19 protein-coding genes are annotated in these 19155 nt (G+C 66.4%); 18 read left to right on the forward strand and 1 reads right to left on the reverse strand.

Annotation, left to right across the window (positions count from 1 at the left end):
- From AC1DN0_RS34940 to crcB, 7 genes are all read left to right on the forward strand, one after another.
- Positions 1 to 915: pyridoxal phosphate-dependent aminotransferase (locus AC1DN0_RS34940; protein ID WP_477146372.1), on the forward strand; the 915-nt coding region annotated here is incomplete at its 5' end.
- A 64-nt stretch (positions 916 to 979) separates the two neighbouring features.
- Complete coding sequence (locus AC1DN0_RS34945; protein WP_441630780.1) at positions 980 to 2290, forward strand: homoserine dehydrogenase; 1311 nt, start codon at positions 980 to 982, stop codon at positions 2288 to 2290.
- 8 nt (positions 2291 to 2298) lie between these two features.
- A complete protein-coding gene (gene thrC, locus AC1DN0_RS34950; protein WP_441630778.1) occupies positions 2299 to 3747 on the forward strand; it encodes a threonine synthase in 1449 nt (482 codons plus the stop codon).
- 189 nt (positions 3748 to 3936) lie between these two features.
- Positions 3937 to 5178: a molybdopterin molybdotransferase MoeA gene (locus tag AC1DN0_RS34955; RefSeq protein ID WP_441630776.1), complete on the forward strand. Its 1242-nt coding sequence runs from the start codon at positions 3937 to 3939 to the stop codon at positions 5176 to 5178.
- A 14-nt stretch (positions 5179 to 5192) separates the two neighbouring features.
- On the forward strand, positions 5193 to 5450 hold the full coding sequence (gene moaD / locus AC1DN0_RS34960) for a molybdopterin converting factor subunit 1 (RefSeq protein ID WP_035872339.1): 258 nt from the start codon (positions 5193 to 5195) through the stop codon (positions 5448 to 5450).
- Between the two features lies 1 nt (position 5451).
- A complete protein-coding gene (moaE, locus tag AC1DN0_RS34965) occupies positions 5452 to 5982 on the forward strand; it encodes a molybdopterin synthase catalytic subunit MoaE (protein WP_441630773.1) in 531 nt (176 codons plus the stop codon).
- Positions 5982 to 6362, forward strand: a complete 381-nt coding sequence (gene crcB / locus AC1DN0_RS34970; protein ID WP_441630771.1) for a fluoride efflux transporter CrcB — start codon at positions 5982 to 5984, stop codon at positions 6360 to 6362. Before moaE ends, crcB begins: the two co-directional genes overlap by 1 nt.
- A gap of 10 nt (positions 6363 to 6372) precedes the next feature.
- Here crcB and AC1DN0_RS34975 read toward each other — a convergent pair whose 3' ends face one another.
- The gene (locus AC1DN0_RS34975; protein WP_441630769.1) at positions 6373 to 7281 is read right to left on the reverse strand and encodes an alpha/beta fold hydrolase; all 909 of its coding nucleotides are present in this window, start codon (positions 7279 to 7281) and stop codon (positions 6373 to 6375) included.
- 232 nt (positions 7282 to 7513) lie between these two features.
- On the opposite strand from AC1DN0_RS34975, the gene AC1DN0_RS34980 reads away from it, so the two are divergent.
- The 11 genes from AC1DN0_RS34980 to AC1DN0_RS35030 all read left to right on the forward strand — a co-directional run.
- Positions 7514 to 8119: a TetR/AcrR family transcriptional regulator gene (locus AC1DN0_RS34980; protein ID WP_006161576.1), complete on the forward strand. Its 606-nt coding sequence runs from the start codon at positions 7514 to 7516 to the stop codon at positions 8117 to 8119.
- Positions 8116 to 8895, forward strand: a complete 780-nt coding sequence (locus AC1DN0_RS34985; protein WP_441630767.1) for an enoyl-CoA hydratase/isomerase family protein — start codon at positions 8116 to 8118, stop codon at positions 8893 to 8895. Before AC1DN0_RS34980 ends, AC1DN0_RS34985 begins: the two co-directional genes overlap by 4 nt.
- A 112-nt stretch (positions 8896 to 9007) precedes the next feature.
- Positions 9008 to 10192 (forward strand): substrate-binding domain-containing protein, encoded by a 1185-nt coding sequence (locus AC1DN0_RS34990; protein ID WP_035872326.1) that lies wholly within the window; start codon positions 9008 to 9010, stop codon positions 10190 to 10192.
- On the forward strand, positions 10192 to 11037 hold the full coding sequence (locus tag AC1DN0_RS34995; protein ID WP_441630764.1) for an ABC transporter ATP-binding protein: 846 nt from the start codon (positions 10192 to 10194) through the stop codon (positions 11035 to 11037). The genes AC1DN0_RS34990 and AC1DN0_RS34995 overlap by 1 nt, the downstream gene beginning before the upstream one ends.
- Positions 11030 to 11767: an ABC transporter ATP-binding protein gene (locus tag AC1DN0_RS35000; protein WP_035872323.1), complete on the forward strand. Its 738-nt coding sequence runs from the start codon at positions 11030 to 11032 to the stop codon at positions 11765 to 11767. The genes AC1DN0_RS34995 and AC1DN0_RS35000 overlap by 8 nt, the downstream gene beginning before the upstream one ends.
- A gap of 98 nt (positions 11768 to 11865) precedes the next feature.
- A complete protein-coding gene (locus tag AC1DN0_RS35005; protein WP_045239967.1) occupies positions 11866 to 12897 on the forward strand; it encodes a branched-chain amino acid ABC transporter permease in 1032 nt (343 codons plus the stop codon).
- A gap of 15 nt (positions 12898 to 12912) precedes the next feature.
- Complete coding sequence (locus tag AC1DN0_RS35010; RefSeq protein ID WP_035872314.1) at positions 12913 to 13989, forward strand: branched-chain amino acid ABC transporter permease; 1077 nt, start codon at positions 12913 to 12915, stop codon at positions 13987 to 13989.
- Between the two features lie 92 nt (positions 13990 to 14081).
- Positions 14082 to 15629 (forward strand): acyl-CoA synthetase, encoded by a 1548-nt coding sequence (locus AC1DN0_RS35015; RefSeq protein WP_441630761.1) that lies wholly within the window; start codon positions 14082 to 14084, stop codon positions 15627 to 15629.
- A gap of 113 nt (positions 15630 to 15742) precedes the next feature.
- Positions 15743 to 17908 carry a D-(-)-3-hydroxybutyrate oligomer hydrolase gene (locus AC1DN0_RS35020; RefSeq protein WP_477146373.1) on the forward strand — a complete coding sequence of 722 codons (2166 nt, stop codon included), beginning with the start codon at positions 15743 to 15745 and terminating at the stop codon, positions 17906 to 17908.
- On the forward strand, positions 17908 to 18825 hold the full coding sequence (locus AC1DN0_RS35025) for a MaoC/PaaZ C-terminal domain-containing protein (protein WP_441630757.1): 918 nt from the start codon (positions 17908 to 17910) through the stop codon (positions 18823 to 18825). Before AC1DN0_RS35020 ends, AC1DN0_RS35025 begins: the two co-directional genes overlap by 1 nt.
- Before the next feature lie 199 nt (positions 18826 to 19024).
- Positions 19025 to 19155: Clp protease N-terminal domain-containing protein (locus tag AC1DN0_RS35030; protein WP_477146374.1), on the forward strand; the 131-nt coding region annotated here is incomplete at its 3' end.

Below are 19155 nucleotides of genomic sequence, written 5' to 3' on the forward strand. Positions count from 1 at the left end.
CTGATCGTGATGTCGATGAACGCGCTGCTCAACAGCGGCGACGAAGTGCTGGTGCCGGCGCCGGATTACCCGCTTTGGACGGCCGCCGTGAGCCTCTCGGGGGGCACCCCGGTGCACTATGTGTGCGACGAGGCCAATGAATGGATGCCCGATCTCGACGATATCCGGGCCAAGATCACGCCGAATACCAAGGCGATCGTCGTCATCAACCCCAACAACCCCACCGGCGCGCTGTACTCGGACGAACTGCTCAAGAGCATCGTGACGATCGCGCGCGAGCATGGGCTGATCATCTTCGCGGACGAGATCTACGACAAGGTGCTGTACGACGGCCATACCCACACCTCGATCGCCTCGCTGTCGACCGATGTGCTGACCGTCACGTTCAACGGCTTGTCGAAGAACTACCGCTCGTGCGGCTACCGGTCCGGCTGGATGGTGGTGTCGGGCGACAAGCGGCCCGCCCTGGACTATATCGAGGGGCTGAACATGCTGTCCTCGATGCGCCTGTGCGCCAATGTGCCCGGCCAGTGGGCCATCCAGACCGCGCTGGGCGGCTACCAGAGCATCAACGACCTGGTGAACGAAGGCGGGCGCCTGCGCCGCCAGCGCGATATTGCCCATGAACTGATCACGCAGATTCCCGGCGTCACCTGCGTCAAGCCCAAGGCCGCGCTTTACCTGTTCCCCAAGCTCGACCTGTCGATGTACCCGATCCAGGACGACCAGGAGTTCATCTACGAACTGCTGCAGGAGTCCAAGGTACTGCTGGTGCAGGGTACGGGCTTCAACTGGGGCAAGCCCGACCATTTCCGTATCGTGTTCCTGCCGCACGAGGAAGACCTGCGCGAGGCCATCGGCCGCGTTGGCCGTTTCCTCGAGGCATATCGCAAGCGCCACGGCCACGCGGCCTGAGCGGCCCTGAACCGGTCCGTTTGCGGCGTCATTCATTTTTCAGCAACTCAGAGTCAGATCGTCCATGAATCCCATCAAAGTAGGCCTGCTTGGCATCGGTACCGTCGGTAGCGGCACGTTCAACGTGCTGCAACGTAACCAGGAGGAAATCCGCCGCCGCGCCGGGCGCGGCATCGAGATTGCCATGGTGGCCGACCTCAACACCGAGCGCGCCCGCGAGCTGACCGGTGGGCAGGTCGAGGTGGTGGCGGACGCCAACGAAGTCGTCACCCGTCCCGAGATCGACATCGTGATCGAGTTGATCGGCGGCTATGGGATTGCCCGCGAACTGGTGCTCAAGGCCATCGCGAACGGCAAGCACGTGGTCACCGCCAACAAGGCGCTGCTGGCCGTGCATGGCAACGAGATCTTCGAGGCCGCGCGCAAGAAGGGCGTGATCGTCGCCTTCGAAGCCGCTGTGGCCGGCGGCATCCCCATCATCAAGGCGCTGCGCGAAGGCCTGACCGCCAACCGCATCGAGTGGATCGCCGGCATCATCAACGGCACCACCAACTTCATCCTGTCGGAAATGCGCGACAAGGGCCTGGACTTCGACACCGTGCTCAAGCAGGCCCAGGCGCTGGGCTATGCCGAGGCCGACCCGACCTTCGACATCGAAGGCATCGACGCGGCTCACAAGATCACGCTGATGAGCTCGATCGCCTTCGGCATGCCGGTGCAGTTCGACAAGGCCTATGTGGAGGGCATCACCAAGCTGTCGGCCGTGGATATCCGCTACGCCGAAGAGCTGGGCTACCGCATCAAGCTGCTGGGCCTGACGCGCCGCCGCGAAAACGGCATCGAGTTGCGCGTGCACCCGACGCTGGTGCCGGCCAAGCGCCTGATCGCCAATGTGGAAGGCGCCATGAACGCCGTGCTGGTGCAGGGCGACGCCGTGGGCGCCACGCTGTACTACGGCAAGGGCGCCGGCGCCGAGCCGACCGCCTCGGCCGTGATCGCCGATCTGGTCGACGTGACCCGCCTGCACACCGCCGATCCCGAGCACCGCGTGCCTCACCTGGCGTTCCAGCCGGATGAGCTGTCCAGCGTGCCGGTGCTGCCGATCGAGGAGGTCACCAGCTCGTACTACCTGCGCATGCGCGTGGCGGACGAGACCGGCGTGCTGGCCGACATCACCCGCATCCTGGCCGACGCCGGCATTTCCATCGATGCCATGCTGCAGAAGGAATCGCGTGAAGGCGAGCCGCAGACCGACATCATCATGCTGTCGCACCTCACCCTGGAGAAGCAGGTCAACGCCGCCATCGCCAAGATCGAAGCGCTGCCGACCGTGCTGTCGGCCGTCACGCGCCTGCGCATGGAAGAACTGAACTGAACGCACCGATGAAATACCAGTCGACGCGCGGCCATGAGATGCCGCAAACCTTCTCCGAGATCCTGCTGGGCGGCCTGGCGCCGGACGGCGGCCTGTACCTGCCGCAGGAGTACCCGCAGGTCACGGCCGACGAGCTGGAGGCCTGGCGCAAGCTGTCGTACGCCGATCTCGCCTTTGAAGTGCTGTACCGCTTCTGCGACGACATCCCGGCTGAGGACCTGCGTGCGCTGACGCGCAAGACCTACACCGCCGAGGTGTACTGCAACGCCCGCCCCGGCGACAATACCGCGGATATCACGCCGCTGCGCACGCTGGGCGCAGAGGGTGGCGCGCCGCTGCAACTGCTGGGCCTGTCCAACGGTCCCACGCTGGCCTTCAAGGACATGGCCATGCAGCTGCTCGGCAACCTGTTCGAGTACGCGCTGGCGCGCGCCGGGCAGGAGCTGAACATCCTCGGCGCCACCTCCGGCGACACCGGCAGCGCGGCGGAATACGCCATGCGCGGCAAGCGCGGCATCCGCGTGTTCATGCTCAGCCCGCACCGCAAGATGAGCGCGTTCCAGACCGCGCAGATGTTCAGCCTGCAGGACCCGAACATCTTCAACCTGGCGGTCGAAGGTGTGTTCGACGACTGCCAGGACATTGTCAAGGCGGTCTCCAACGATCTCGACTACAAGGCCCGCCAGAAGATCGGCACGGTCAACTCGATCAACTGGGCGCGCGTGGTGGCCCAGGTGGTGTATTACTTCAAGGGGTGGCTGCTGGCTACCGACGGCCCCGGCCAGAAGGTGTCGTTCTGCGTGCCGTCCGGCAATTTCGGCAACGTCTGCGCCGGCCATATCGCGCGCATGATGGGCCTGCCGATCGACAAGCTGGTGGTCGCGACCAACGAGAACGACGTGCTCGACGAGTTCTTCCGCACGGGCACCTACCGCGTGCGCAAGTCGGCCGAGACGTATCACACCTCCAGCCCGAGCATGGACATCTCGAAGGCTTCGAACTTCGAGCGCTTCGTGTTCGACCTGCTGGGCCGCGACGCCGGCAAGCTGGCGACGATGTTCCGCGACGACATCGACACCAAGGGTGGCTTCGACCTGTCCGGCACGCCGGAATTCGAGCGCATCCGCGCCTTCGGCTTTGTCTCGGGCCGCAGCACGCACGAGGACCGCGTTGCCACCATCCGCGACCTGTCGGGGCGTTACGGCATCACCATCGACACCCATACCGCCGACGGCATCAAGGTCGCGCGCGAGCATCTCACGCCCGGCGTGCCGATGCTGGTGCTGGAAACCGCGTTGCCGGCCAAGTTCGCCGACACCATCCGCGAGGCGCTTGGCCACGAGCCGGAGCGTCCGGCCAGCTTTGAAGGCATCGAAAACCTGCCGCAGCGCTTCGAGGTGATGCCGGCCGAGGTGGAGCGGATCAAGGCTTATATCGCCGGCCACACGGGCCTGTAGGCGCCAGCCCGTGCAGGCGGCGTTCCTGCCGCCTGCGCGCCAACTCGCTACAATCAGACTTGCCGAGCTGAATCGCACGGCCCTCGCATTGCCCCGGATGTATCGGCGGCGGTACGCGGGCCGTTTCCCATGGCGGATGGATGGCCATGGGTTTGCTGTCTCACGCTGACTTACCTACCTGTTCCCGTCATGACCCAAGCTGCCGCGCCCCCCCGTCCCCCCATGCTGACCATGGCCGAGGCTCTCGAAGCCTTGCTGGCCGGCGCCAGCCCGATCGCCGAAGCCGAGCGCATCGCCACGCTGGACGCCAACGGGCGCGTGCTGGCCGCGCCGGTATCTAGCACGCTGGACGTGCCGCCGGCCGACAATACGTCGATGGACGGCTACGCCATGCGAAGTGCCGACGTGGCCGCGCCGGGCGCGCGGCTGCGGGTGGCCCAGCGCATTCCCGCCGGCCATGTCGGCACGGCGCTGGCGGCCGGCACGGCTGCCCGCATCTTCACCGGTGGCCTGATCCCGCCGGGGGCGGATGCGGTGGTGATGCAGGAACAGTGCGTGGCGGAAGGCAACGATGTGATCGTCAATCACGCGCCGCAACCGGGCGAGTGGATCCGCCGGGCCGGCGAGGACATCCGCGCCGGCAGCGTGATCCTGCCAGCCGGCACGCGGCTCACGCCGCAGGCGCTGGGGCTGGCCGCCTCGGTAGGGCAGGCGGCGCTGGACGTTGTGCGGCGCGTCAAGGTGGCGGTGTTCTTCACCGGCGACGAACTGGCCATGCCGGGCGAGCCCCTCAAGCCCGGTGCCATCTACAACTCCAACCGCTTCACGCTGCGCGGACTACTGGAAAACCTGGGGTGCGAGGTCAGCGATTTCGGCATCGTGCCCGATACCCTGGCCGCCACGCGCGACACCCTGCGCCGGGCCGCCGATGGGCATGACCTGATCATCACGTCCGGCGGCGTCTCTGTGGGCGAGGAAGACCACATCAAGCCGGCCGTGGAGGCGGAAGGGCGGCTCAACCTGTGGCAGATCGCCATCAAGCCGGGCAAGCCGCTGGCCTTCGGCGAGGTAGCGCGCGGCGATCAGGCGCCGGCCTATTTCCTGGGCCTGCCGGGCAATCCGGTCTCCAGCTTCGTGACGTTCCTGCTCTTCGTGCGGCCCTTTATCCTGCGGCTGCAGGGCGTGCAGAACGTGTTGCCGCGCCGGCTGCCGCTGCGCGCCGATTTCGACCTGCCCAAGGGCGACCGCCGCAATGAATTCCTGCGCGTGCGCGTCAACCAGGCTGGCGGGCTCGACCTGTTTCCCAACCAGAGTTCGGGGGTGCTGACCTCCACCGTGTGGGGCGACGGCCTGGTCGACAATCCGCCCAACCAAGCGATCGCGCGGGGCGACACCGTGCAGTACATCGCTTTCGACGGCCTGCTGGCATGAGGAGCGAGACCGCCATGCATATCGAGTTGCGTTTTTTTGCCAGCGTGCGCGAGCAGTTGGGCCTGGGACAGGAACGGGTCGAGGTGCCCCCGGCGGTGGCCACCGTTGCGGACCTGCGGCGGTGGCTGGGCGCCCGCGGCGGCGCATGGGCCGAGGTGCTGGCTGAAGGCCGGGCCTTGCGCATGGCCGTGGACCATGAGGTGGCGAGCGCGGACAGCATGCTGGCCGACGGCTGCGAAGTGGCGTTTTTCCCGCCGGTGACCGGAGGCTGACATGAGCGTTAGAGTGCAGCGCGAGGATTTCGACCTGGGCGCGGAGGTGGCGGCATTGCGCCACGGCCAGCCGGGCGTGGGCGCGGTGGCCAGTTTCGTCGGCACCGTGCGCGACATGAACGACGGCAGCCCGGTCAGCGCGATGGAACTGGAGCACTATCCCGGCATGACCGAAAAGGCGTTGGCGCGGATCGAAGCCGTTGCGCGTGAGCGCTGGGAACTGCTCGGCGTCACCATCGTGCATCGGGTCGGACCCCTGCTGCCGCTGGACCAGATCGTGCTGGTGGCGGTGGCCTCCGCGCATCGCGGCAATGCGTTTGCCGCCTGCGAGTTCATCATGGATTACCTCAAGTCCGAAGCGCCGTTCTGGAAAAAGGAACAGACGCCGGAGGGCGAGCGCTGGGTCGACGCGCGGGTGACCGATGAGTCCGCGCTGGCGCGCTGGGGCATTCGCTCGCTGAATGCCAGCGGGGAGGCGCCGGAAGGCAGCGCCACCCCGGTGCAGGCGGAAGACACGGGCATCAAGCACTGATGGGCGGGCTCGGTTTTATTGCGGTCGGGGTCGGTGCCGCGATGGGGGCCTGGCTGCGGTGGGTGTTCTCGGTCCTGTGGAATGCGGCCAACCCGGCGCTGCCCTATGGCACGCTGACGGCCAACCTGGTGGGCGGTTACCTCATCGGCCTGGCGGCAGGATTCTTTGGCGCGCACGCGGATCTGTCGCCCGAATGGCGCCTTCTGGCCGTGACCGGCTTCCTGGGGGGCCTGACGACCTTTTCCACCTTTTCCAGCGAGGTTGTCGCCAACCTGATGGCGGGCGACTATGGCTGGGCGGCGGTTCACCTGGCTGCGCATCTTGGCGGCTCGCTGCTGCTGACCGCGCTGGGCTTGTGGACCTACCGGCTGCTGGCCTGAAGGTAGCGGCTCATGGCGCCGGTGCAGCGGGCAAGCCAGGCCAGTCAAGCATCCCAAGCAAGGCTGTGTTGAAGGCCGCCGGCCGCTCGATATGTGGGGCATGGCCGGTGCCATCGACGGTGGCAAGGCGCGCGGCCGGTTGCAGTGCCAGTGTGGCCAGGCCCACGGCCGGCGCGTAGAGTCGGCTGTGCTGCCCGACCAGGTGGAATAAGGGAAGGCGAGCCTGGCGCAACGCCGGGCGATAGTCCTGGCGCGCCATGTCTTCCCACAGCGCGGCGAGCGCGTCCGGCGCGCACTGCCGCATGATGCCGGTGATGCGGCCTGATTGCGCCGCATCGGGTTCGCTGCCGGCGGACCAGAGTCCGGCGCGCACCGAATCGATCAGGCTGGGCCAGTCCTTGCGCACGTGCATGGCCATTCTTGCGGCCTGGACCCTGTCGTAGCATCCGTGCAGGCCGTGCGGCCATTCCGCGTCTCCGACCAGGCGCGGCGTCATGTCGATGGCGCCGACGGCGGCCAGCGGCAGCGCGGGATGGCCGCGCATCAGTTCCCAGGCCACCATCGCCCCCATCGACCATCCGACCACCACGACGTCCCGCAGGCCCAGGTGCCCGATCAGCGCTGCCGCATCCGCGGCCAGCCGCGCAATGCTGGCTTGCCCCGCATGCGGCAGCGCAGCAGACAAGCCGTGTCCGGCGTGGTCGGGGGCGATTACGCGATAGCCGAGTCGCGCCAGCGCGCGCTGGCCGTCGAAGGCTTCGCCGGATAGCGACCACCCGTGCAGGAGCAGCAACGCTTGCCCGCTGCCCGTCTCCCGCCAGCCTGGCCGGGCCGCGCTGGCGGCGTGGACGGCGAAGGCCGGAGCCAGGCCGGCTGGCTCGGCTTGCGTGGCATGGGGCGCCGTGTGAGAAGCATCCAATGGCGATGGTTCCAGTCGATGTGTTGGCCTGCCAGGCGGCGTGCCCATGTTCCCCGGATGGGTGGCAGGGCTCCGGGTAAGCGATGTATTGACATTCGGATGGCTAACTTTATATCATGAAACATGAATCAGCTATCATGTTTTGAGGTCGGCCGGAGCGGGCAGTTGCCGCGGTGCAAGACCGCAATATAGCTGCCGAGATTCCGGCCCGACCGGCCACCGCGGAGCCCCGATGTCCCTTACCGAATCCGGCGTAAGCCAGCCCAAGACCGCACGCGGCCAGAAGACCCGCGAAGCACTGCTGCGCGCCGCTGAAAAAGTATTCGGAGAGAAGGGCTACTACGTGGCTTCGATCTCCGAGATCACGCAGGAAGCCGAGGTGGCGATGGGCACCTTCTACCTCTACTTCAAGGACAAGGAAGACATCTTCCGCGCGCTGGTGCAGCACATGCTGGAGCTGGTGCGCGCCCACTTGCGCAAGCACGTGGGGCCGGCGCAAACGCAGATCGAGGCCGAGCGGCTCGGGCTCAAGGCTTTCCTTTCCTTCGTGTCGCGCCACAAGAACCTGTACCGCATCGTGCTCGATTCCTACTCGGTCGACGAGACCATCTACAGCAGTTATTTCCAGGTCTTCGCCGACGTCTACAGCCGGCGCCTGGGCAAGGCCGAGGAGCAAGGCGAGATTTCGCCGGGCGATGCCGAAGTGCGGGCGTGGTGCCTGATCGGCATCAGCAATTTCCTCGGTATGCGCTACGCGCTGTGGAAGCGGCCGGCGTCGATGGACAAGGTGGTCGATACCGCCTTCGACATGATCTCTCACGGATTGGCCGCACGATGAGCGCGCTGGTACTGGTCGAGCGTAGCGGCAGCACGGCAGTGCTGCGGCTCAACCGCGCCGAGCGCCACAACAGCCTGGTGCCAGGGTTGCTGGAGGACTTGCTGGCGGCGCTTGAACGCGTGGAGGCCGATCCGGACGTCCGCGCCGTGGTGCTCGGCCATGCCGGCCGGTCGTTTTCCACGGGCGGCGACGTGGGTGCCTTTGCCGCTTTCCCGCCACAAAGCGCTGAACTGGAACAGTATGCGCACCGGCTGCTTGGCCTGCTGAACGCCGCCATCCTGCGCCTGGCGGCGCTGCGTTGCCCGGTGATCGCAGCGGTGGAGGGCTGGCTGACCGGCGGCGCGCTGGGCCTGGCGCTCGCCTGCGATATGACGGTGCTGGGCGAGGGCGCGCGCATTGCGCCGTACTACACGGTGGTGGGCTTCAGCCCGGACGGCGGCTGGACCGCCATGCTGCCCCAGATGATTGGTGCCGCAAGGGCGTGCGCGATCCAGCTTGAGAACACGACGTTGACCGCGGGACAAGCCGCCTCGCTGGGCATGGTCACGCATCTCGCGCCTTCCGGCGAAGCCGAGGCCATGGCGCTGTCACTGGCGGCCGGACTGAAGGACAAGGTAGCCGGCAGCGTGGCGAGTACGCGCGCGCTGCTGCGCTGGGACCCTGAGGTCCTGGCGCACGGCCTCGAGCGAGAGCGCGCGGCGTTTGTGGCGCAGGTGACGCGCGCCGAGGCCGCCGCCGGCATGCGCCGCTTCCTGGGCGGCGCGGATGCGGGCTGAAGGAGCGGAGCAATAGGGCGGCCACGGTCAATCGCCGCGATCAGCAGTTATCGAGCAGCATCTCTACTTGCAACAATAAGAGAAACAGAGAAACCCAAAGAGGAGACACAGCATGCAACTCAAGCACCAAGCCGCAGCCGCGTTCGCGCTGGCCGGCCTGCTGGCCGCCGGCGGTACCTTTGCCAAGGACATCCGCATTGCCCACGTCTACGACAAGACAGGGGCGCTGGAAGCCTACGCCAAGCAGACCCAGACCGGGCTGATGATGGGGCTGGACTATGCCACCAACGGCACCATGATGGTCAACGGCAACAAGCTGGTGGTGCTGGAGAAGGATACCCAGGGCAAGCCCGACGTCGCCAAGGCCCAGCTTGCCGCGGCCTATAGCGATGATCGCGCGGACATCGCGGTGGGACCCACGTCTTCCGGCACCGCGCTGGCGATGCTGCCGGTGGCCGAGGAATACAAGAAGATCCTGCTGGTCGAGCCCGCCGTGGCGGATTCGATCACCGGCGAGAAGTGGAACCGCTATATCTTCCGCACAGGCCGCAACTCGTCGCAGGACGCCATCTCCAACGCGGTAGCGCTGGACAAGCCCGGCGTGCAGATCGCCACGCTGGCGCAGGACTACGCCTTCGGCCGCGATGGCGTGAAGGCTTTCAAAGGCGCGCTCAAGAACGCCAAGATCGTTCACGAGGAATACCTGCCCACCAACACCACGGACTTCACGGCCGGCGCCCAGCGGCTCTTTGATTCGCTCAAGGACAAGCCGGGCCGCAAGATCATCTTCATCATCTGGGCCGGCGCCGGCAATCCGTTCAAGATCGCCGACCTCGACCCCAAGCGCTACGGCATCGAGATTGCCACGGGCGGCAATATCCTGCCCGCCATGAGCAACTACAAGAATTTCCCCGGCATGGAAGGCGCGACGTACTACTACTTCGGCATTCCCAAGAACAAGGCCAACGAGTGGCTGGTATCCAACCACTACACCAAGTTCAAGTCGCCGCCTGACTTCTTTACCGCGGGCGGTATGTCGGCCGGCATCGCGCTGGTCGAGGCGCTCAAGAAGACCAATGGCGACACCAATACCGAGAAGCTGATCGGCGCGATGGAGGGCATGTCGTTCGAGACGCCCAAGGGCAAGATGACGTTCCGCAAGGAAGACCACCAGGCCCTGCAGTCGATGTATCACTTCAAGATCAAGGTTGATCCGGCGTTCGCCTGGGGCGTGCCCGAGCTGATCCGCGAGATCAAGCCGGAGGAGATGAACGTGCCGATCCGCAACAAGCGGTGATGACGGTGGGCGCCTCTTCCATCGATACCACGGCGGCGCTCTCGCGGGCGGTGGCGGAGCCGCCCGCGCTAGAGACGCGCGGCCTCACCATCCGCTTTGGCGGGCATGTGGCGGTCAATGCGGTGTCATGCGCGTTCCGACCGGGCGAGCTGACCTGCATCGTCGGCCCCAACGGGGCCGGCAAGACCACCTATTTCAACCTGATCTCGGGCCAGTTGCCACCCACCGCCGGGCAGATCCTGCTTGGCGGCGAGGATGTGACGCGGCTGCCGGTACCACACAAGGCGGCGCGCGGCATTGGCCGGGCCTTCCAGCTGACCAGCCTGTTCCCGAACCTGTCGGTGTTCGAGAATGTGCGGCTGGCGGTGCAGGCGCGGCAACGCATCGGACTGGACCTGTGGTCCGTGTGGAGCGGCAACCGCGCGGTACGCGCCGAGGCGGAGCGCTGTCTTGAACGCGTGGCCATGGCCGACAAGCGCCATTTGCCTGTTGCCTCGCTGCCGCACGGCAACCAGCGCAAGCTGGAGGTGGGCATCCTGCTGGCGCTGCAACCGCGCATCTTCATGTTCGACGAGCCGACCGCCGGCATGAGCGTGGACGAAGTGCCCGTCATCCTGGACCTGATCCAGGAGATCAAGCGCGACAGGAGCAAGACGGTGCTGCTGGTGGAACACAAGATGGATGTGGTGCGCTCGCTGGCCGACCGGATCATCGTGCTGCATAACGGCAACCTGATGGCGGACGGTGACCCGGCCGAGGTGATCGCCTCGCCGATCGTGCAACAGGCTTATCTCGGGATCGGCGCCGCCGACGACGGCGTGCAGGGGGAGGGCAGACATGGCTGACGGACCGGCAACGCCCATCCTGCGCCTGGATGGCGTGCAGACGCATATCGGGCCATATCACATCCTGCACGGCGTGAGCTTTTCGGTGCCGCGCGGCGGCGTGACGATGCTGCTCGGGCGCAATGGCGCCGGCAAGACCACCACGCTGCGCACCATCATGAATCTCTGGCAGGCCAGCGAGGGGCGCATCGCGTTCGACGGCGCGGATATTACCCGCCGCGGCACGCCCGCCATCGCGCAGGCCGGCATCGCCTACGTGCCGGAGAACATGAGCGTGTTCTCCGAGCTGACCGTGGCCGAGAACATGCGCCTGGCCGCGCGCAGCGGCGCCATCGACGGGCAGCGGCTGGATTGGGTATTCCGCATGTTTCCCGCGCTGAAGATTTTCTGGCACCAGCGAGCCGGCGTGTTGTCCGGCGGGCAGAAGCAGATGCTGTCGGTGGCGCGGGCCATTATCGAGCCGCGCAAGCTGCTGATCGTCGACGAGCCGACCAAGGGCCTGGCGCCGGCCATCATCCAGAACATGATCACGGTCTTCCGCGAGCTCAAGCAGACAGACGTGTCGATCCTGCTGGTGGAGCAGAACTTCCACATGGCCAGGTCGGTGGGGGATACGGTCGCCGTGATGGACGACGGGCGCGTGGTGCATACGGGCAACATGGCTGAGCTGGCAGGGGACGAGGCCTTGCAGCAGCGGCTGCTGGGTTTGTCGCTGGCGGCGCATCAGTAGCGTCGGTCGCGGCATGAAGCGCGGTGGCAAGTGCCGCCGCCCGTGGCGGGCCGTCAAGGCCTTCACGCAATCAAACAAGAATCGTCAGGACCGAGACAATGACGAGTACAAGCTCCTTACCCACCACGCCGGCGGCGCCGGCCGACCTGCCCAAGGTCCGGCTCGACTGGACGCCGCTGGCGCTGGCCCCGCTGCTGATGCTGCTGGCCTATCCCCTGATCGGCAGTGGCTCGACCTGGCTCACCCTGACCATTGCCGGCCTTGCCATGGGCATGATCGTGTTCGTGGTGTCCTCGGGGCTGACGCTGGTGTTCGGCCTGATGGACGTCCTCAACTTCGGCCACGGCGCGTTTATCGCGCTGGGCGCCTACGTGGCGGCGTCGGTGCTGCTGCCGCTGGGCGCCTGGGTGGAGGCCGACAGCCTGGCGCTCAACCTGGCCGTGTTCGGCCTCGCCATCGGAGCGGCGATGGTGGCGGCGGGAGCGATCGGCTTCCTGTTCGAGCGCATCGTGGTGCGCCCGGTCTACGGCCAGCACCTGAAGCAGATCCTGATCACCATGGGCGGCATGATCGTGGCGGAGCAACTGATCAAGGCCATCTGGGGCGCCGAAACCATCGCGCTGCAGGTGCCCACCACCTTCCGCGGCGCGGTCTTGCTGGGCGATGCGGCGATCGAAAAATACCGGCTGATCGCCGTGGTGCTCGGGCTGGTGATCTTCGTCTCCATGGTGCTGGTGCTCAACCGTACCCGCATTGGCCTGTTGATCCGCGCCGGCGTGGAGAACCGCGAGATGGTCGAGTCACTCGGCTACCGTATCCGGCGCCTGTTTATCGGCGTGTTCGTGGTGGGTGCCGGCCTGGCCGGGATGGGCGGCGTGCTGTGGGGCCTGTACCAGCAGAACATCACCGCCGCCATCGGCGCCCAGGTCAATGTGCTGATCTTCATCGTCATCATCATCGGCGGGCTCGGCTCCACCACCGGCTGCTTCGTCGGCGCCTTGCTGGTCGGGCTGATGGCCAACTACACCGGCTTCCTGTTTCCCAAGGTAGCGCTGTTCTCGAACATCCTGCTGATGGTAATGATCCTGCTGTGGCGTCCGCAGGGCCTGTACCCGGTAGCCAAGCGCTGAGCGCCGAGGAAAACCATGATCCGATTGCTTTCCGGCGACCTGCCAAGAAGCCGCGTGCTCACCGTCATCCTGGTGGCGATGCTGCTGGCGCTGGCCTGCGCGCCGTTCCTGTTTCCCGGCGCGCGCGCGCTCAATATGGCGGCCAAGATCTGCATCTTCGTGGTGCTGGTGGCCAGCTACGACCTGCTGCTCGGCTATACCGGCATCGTCTCCTTTGCCCATACCATGTTCTTCGGCATCGGCGGCTATGGTGTGGCGATCGCCATGTCGCGGCTCGATCCGGGGTGGGGCGCGCTGGCGCTCGGCACGCTGGGCGCGCTGGCGGTGTCGATGGCGCTGGCCTTCCTGATCGGGCTGTTCTCGCTGCGGGTCAGGGCCATCTTCTTCGCCATGATCACGCTGGCGGTGGCGACCGCCTTCGCCACGCTGGTATCTCAGTTGTCTGAATGGACCGGCGGCGAGGATGGCATCACCTTCAAGGTGCCGGAAGTCTTCACGCCAGGCTTTACCCTGGGAGACGCCGAGTGGTTCGGCGTGCCGCTCAACGGCAAGCTGTTCTCCTACTACTTCGTGTTCGCCGGCGCGCTGGTGCTGTTCCTGCTGCTGTTGCGCGTGGTCAACTCGCCGTTCGGCCGGGTGCTGCAGGCGATCCGCGAGAACGATTTCCGCGCCGAGGCGATCGGCTACCGCACCGTGGTGTACCGGACCGTGTCCACCGTGCTGTCGGCCGGGTTCGCCACGCTGGCCGGCGTGCTGATGGCGCTCTGGCTGCGCTACAACGGGCCCGATACTTCGTTGTCGTTCGAGATCATGGTCGACATCCTGCTGATCGTGGTGATCGGCGGCATGGGCACGCTGTACGGCGCCATCATCGGCACTACGCTGTTCCTGGTGGCGCAAACCTACCTGCAGGATGTGATGAAGCTGGCCAGCGAGGCCACCACGGCCGTGCCGCTGCTCTCGGGGCTGCTGCATCCGGACCGCTGGCTCTTATGGCTCGGCCTGCTGTTCATCCTCAGCGTGTACTACTTCCCGCAAGGCATCGTTGGCCGCCTGCGCGGCGATCGCTCGGAGCACGAGGTGGCGTCGTAGGGCTTTTCGACATGCCGGACCATGCGGCAAGTGTTAACAAGCACGATAAGAAGCGCTATAACAAAGACACCTAACAGCGGAGATCCGGGACCATGTATGTAGTCGACTGGCTGCACAAGAACGCCCTGCACACGCCGGACAAGGTGGCGCTGGTCGACGTGGAGAGCGGCCGCAAGGTGACCTACCGGCAGTTCGACGAACGTGCCAGCCGCTTCGCCGAGTACCTGGGCGAGCGGTTGCAGCTGGCGCCTGGCGCCCGCGTGGCCGTGCTGGCCCACAACAGCTCCGATTATTTCGAGATGCTTTACGGCTGCGCCAAGGCCGGCATGGTGATGGTCTGCCTGAACTGGCGCCTGCCTGCGGCGGAATTGTTGCCCATCCTGCGCGACTGCGCGCCCGACGTGCTGGTGGCCGGCGATGGCTTCCTGGCTACCGCTGCGGACTTGAGCAGTGCGCTGCCCCTGCGCGCGGTCCTGCACCTGGCCGACGACGAGAGCGCCGATGTGCCGGGAGGCTGGATGGAGTATGAAGCGATGCTGGCCGGCAGTTCGGGCCGCATCATCGAGATGCCTTGCCGCGACGAGCACGAGGTCTGGCACCTGCTATATACCTCGGGCACCACCGGCCGTCCCAAGGGCGTGATACAGACCTATGGCATGGTCTTCTTCAATGCCGTCAACGCCATGCTGGCCAACAAGATCACGCGCGACGACGTGTTCCTCAATGTGCTGCCGTTCTTCCATACGGGCGGGCTGAACCTGTACGCCAACCCGGTGCTCCATGCCGGCGGCACCGTGCATATCATGCGGCAGTTCGACGCCGCGGTCACGCTGGGCAAGCTCGATGCCAGCGCCGGCGAAGGCATCACCATGTTCTTTGCCGTGCCCGCGGTCTATCTCTTCCTGAGCCAGCATGCCGGCTTCGCGGCGGCGGACTTTTCGCGGGTGCGCAATATGTCCGCGGGCGGCTCGGCGGTGCCTCGGCCTCTGCTGGAGGCCTACCTGGCCAAGGGCGTGACGATCTGCTTCGGCTTCGGCATGACCGAGACCGGTCCCACCGTGTTTGTCTGCGACGAAGCCACTGCGCGCCGCAAGATCGGCACCATCGGCAAGCCGGTGGGCTCGATGCTGACGCGGGTGGTGGATGCGCACGGCCGCGACGTGGCGCCCGGCGAGCGCGGCGAGTTGCTGATCAAGGGGCCGGGCGTCACGCCCGGCTACTGGAACCTGCCGCAGGCCACCGATGCCGCCATTCGCGGCGGCTGGCTGCATTCGGGCGACATCGCCTACATGGACGAGGAGGGCGATTACTACATCGTCGACCGCGCCAAGGACATGTTTATTTCCGGTGGCGAGAACGTCTATCCCGCCGAAGTGGAAAACGTGCTGTTCCAGCTTGCCGGGGTGTCCGAGGCGGCCGTCATCGGCGTGCCGGACGCGCGCTGGGGCGAAGTCGGCATGGCCCTGGTGGTGGCCAGGCCAGGCGTGGCGCTCGATGCTGAAGGGGTGCTCGCGTATTGCCGCGCGGCGCTGGCAGGCTACAAGGTGCCGCGCCATGTCCGGATCATCGAGGCGCTGCCGCGCACGCCGTCCGGCAAGGTGGAAAAACACAAGTTGCGCGCGCGTTTCCAGGCGCAATGAGGCGGCGGCCAGCGCCTGTCGCGGCCCAGTTCGATGTCATGCAGTTGCTGTCTTGTGAAATTCTCGTTTCTGTATTGCGTTCCGATAGATCAAGCATGCAAAAGGGGGTCAACATGTTGCGCGGACTTGCAGGACATGGCGGTAGGTGCGGACGCGGAGGGCGCCTGGCGCTGGCAGGCGCGGCAGGCCTGCTGCTGGTGGCATGCGGCTCGAGCGACAACAATGCGAACAACGGCAATCCCAATCCCAATCCCAAGCCCGCGAATATCGGTGCGGTAACGATTACGACCTACGACGGCAACACCGACGACCTGCTCACCGCCGGTCTTGGCAAGGACGGCCTGGGCTCGGCCACGGCGCCGGTGCCGCTGAACCCCGCGGCGCCCACGGCGGCCGAGTTGCGCCGCTATGCCATCTATACCAACTACCGCGCGCTGGTGGATATCACGGTGGGCGGTGGCTATGGCAGCCTGTATGGCCCCAACGTGGACGCGCAGGGCAATGTCACCAGCGGGCAGGGGAAGGTCGCCGGGCGCGAGTACCTGGCCTTCTCGGACGATGGCAGCGGCCAGCAGAACGTGACGATGCTGGTGCAGATTCCCGACAGTTTCAACGTGGCCAAGCCCTGCCTGATCACGGCCACCTCGTCCGGCTCGCGGGGCGTCTACGGCGCGATTTCCACTGGCGAGTGGGCGCTCAAGCGCGGCTGCGCCGTCGCCTATACGGACAAGGGCACCGGCGCCGCGCCGCACGACCTGGATACCGACACCGTGCCGCTGATCGACGGCACGCGAGCCAACCGTACCGCCGCCGGCACCAGCGCGCAGTTCGCCGCCCCGTTCCCGAATACCAGCCTGGCCGCCTTCAATGCGCTGGCGCCGCACCGGCTCGCGTTCAAGCACGCCCATTCGCAGCGCAATCCCGAGAAGGACTGGGGCACCTTCACGCTGCAGGCCGCCGAATTCGCGATCTGGGCCATCAATGACCGGTTTGGCACGGTGGCCTCCGATGGCACGCGCCAGCGCAGCTTCGGCCCCGACAAGATCGTTGTCATCGCGTCCAGCGTCTCCAATGGCGGTGGCGCGGCCGTCGCCGCGGCGGAGCAGGATACCCAGGGCCTGATCGACGGCGTGGCGGTGGCCGAGCCGAATCTCAACCTGCCCGCCAACACCGGGGTGATCGTCACGCGTGGTGGGGTGCCGGTCAGCAAGTCGGGGCTCGTGCTGTATGACTACACCACCACGGCCAACCTGATGCAACTTTGCACCTCGCAGGCGACCGCGCTGGTGAATGCGCCGGGCGTGGCCTTGTATGCGTTGCCCGCCGTCGGGCTCGTGCAACCGGCGCTCAACCGCTGCCAGTCGCTGGCCAATGCCGGGCTGGTCAGCGGGGCCGACGGGGCCAGCCGGGCTGCCGATGCGTTGCAGAAGCTGCATGATGCCGGCTGGGAGTCGGATTCCGACGCGCTCCATCCGTCGCTTGCCCTTTTTGAGGTGGCCAGTGCGGTATCCGTGACATTCGCCAACGCGCTGGCGCGTGCCGCCGTGGCCGACCGTCTGTGCGGCTACAGCTTTGCCGCCACCGGGACGGCGGTGCTGACGCCGGCGACAATCGCGCCGGCCACGCTCAATGTGTTGTATTCGACGGGCAATGGCGTGCCGCCGGCGGCCGGCGTGCAACTGATCAACGACAACAACCCCGGCGGGCCGCTGCGCGACCTCTATTCCAGATCGCCCGGCACAAGCCTGGCCGATGCCAACCTCGATGGCGCCCGCTGCCTGCGCGCACTGCTGACCGGCACCGGCACCCAGGCCCAGGCGCTGCAGGCCGGGCTGGCGCAGACGCTGCGCTCGGGCGACCTGCATGGCAAGCCGGCCATCATCGTGCATGGCCGCAGCGATGCGCTGCTGCCGGTCAACCATACCTCGCGGCCCTATCTCGGCTACAACCGGCTCAAGGAGGGCAGCGCCAGCAATCTCTCCTATATGGAAGTCACGAACGGCCAGCACTTCGACAGTTTCATCGGCGCGGTAGCGGGCTATGACAATCGCTATATCCCGCTCCACGTCTACCTGAACCGGGCGCTCGACGCGGTCTACGCCAACCTCACCACCRGCACCGCGCTGCCGCCCTCGCAGGTGGTGCGCACGATCGCGCGCGGTGGCATTTTGTCGCCGGCGCCCACCATCCTGCCCACCAACTTGCCGCCGTTTGCCGCCACCCCGGCCAATGCGGACCGGATTACGGTCATCGGCAGCACCGTAGAGGTACCCAACTGATGAAGGCATCCCGCACGCGCGTCCTGACGCAAGAAGATTTCGACCGCTTCGCTTCGCTCTCGCGCGACGACAATCCCATTCACTGCGACCCGCGGTTCGCCAGGACGACGCATTTCGGCGCGACCGTGGCGCACGGCATGTTCCTGTTTTCGCTGCTGTGCGCGCAGATGCGGCGCAGCAACCCCAGGCCGGTCCTGCCGATCGGGCAGACGCTGATGTTTCCTCGTCCCACCTTCGTCGGCGACGGCGTGGCGGCCGTGCTGGTGCTGAACGACACGCCCGGCCAGGACCGTATCGCCCTGGACACCGAGATCCGCTGCATGCAGCGTGGCCGCATGCGAACGGCAGCTACCGATGAGCAGATTACGGCACAGGGAGATGCGATCCTGCTGGTCGACGCAAGTGCCGAAACGCTGGCGCAGGCGCCGCTTGACGAGGCGGACGACGCCGGGCGCCTTGCCGCCGCGGTGGACGGCGACCGGAGGCTCTATCACCTTAGCGTCGGCCAGGAGGCTTCGGCGGTACGCAGTTTCAGCGCCGGCGATATCGATGAATACGTGTCGTTGACCGACGATGGCAACGCCTTCTATACCGACCCGGTATTTGCCCGCAGCCGCGGCTTCGGGGGTGCCATCGTGCCGCTGCCCCTGCTGGCCGGCATGTTCTCGGACCTGCTGGGCACGCGCTTGCCGGGCCGCGGCACCGGCTGGATGAAACAGTCGCTGCGGCTGCGGTCGCCGGCGCGGCTGGGCGAATTGCTGACCGCCTCGGTGCGGATCGTGCGCCTGCGCGGCGACAAGGATCTGGTCAACCTGGCCACCGTCGTCACCGGGGACGATGGCCGCGTGGTGCTGGCCGGCGAAGCCCTGGTGCTGGTGCGCAACCTGGAAGACAAGCGGGCGCTCGCGGCCGCGTGAAATGCGCGGGAGGGAACAGGTCGCAACGTATTTCCTGCGCCACATCAATGGCCGTGCAGTCAGGCCTTGAAATGTAGGCGCAAAGCCTTATCTTTCGATCAGACATCCAGTGTCCGGCCCGTGCGACGGGATCGGCAGGCCGGGGCGCAGACGCCCCGCCTTCCGCATCGGGCACTCATCCGAAAAAGAGGGCTCCTAAATGCGACTTGACAAACTGACTACCCGATTCCAGGAAGCGCTGGCTGATGCCCAGAGCCTGGCGATCGGCAACGACAACCAATATATCGACCCGCTGCACGTGCTGCGCGCTCTGCTTGCGCAGAACGACGG

It is taken from the genome of Cupriavidus sp. 05N39 (genome assembly GCF_056397325.1).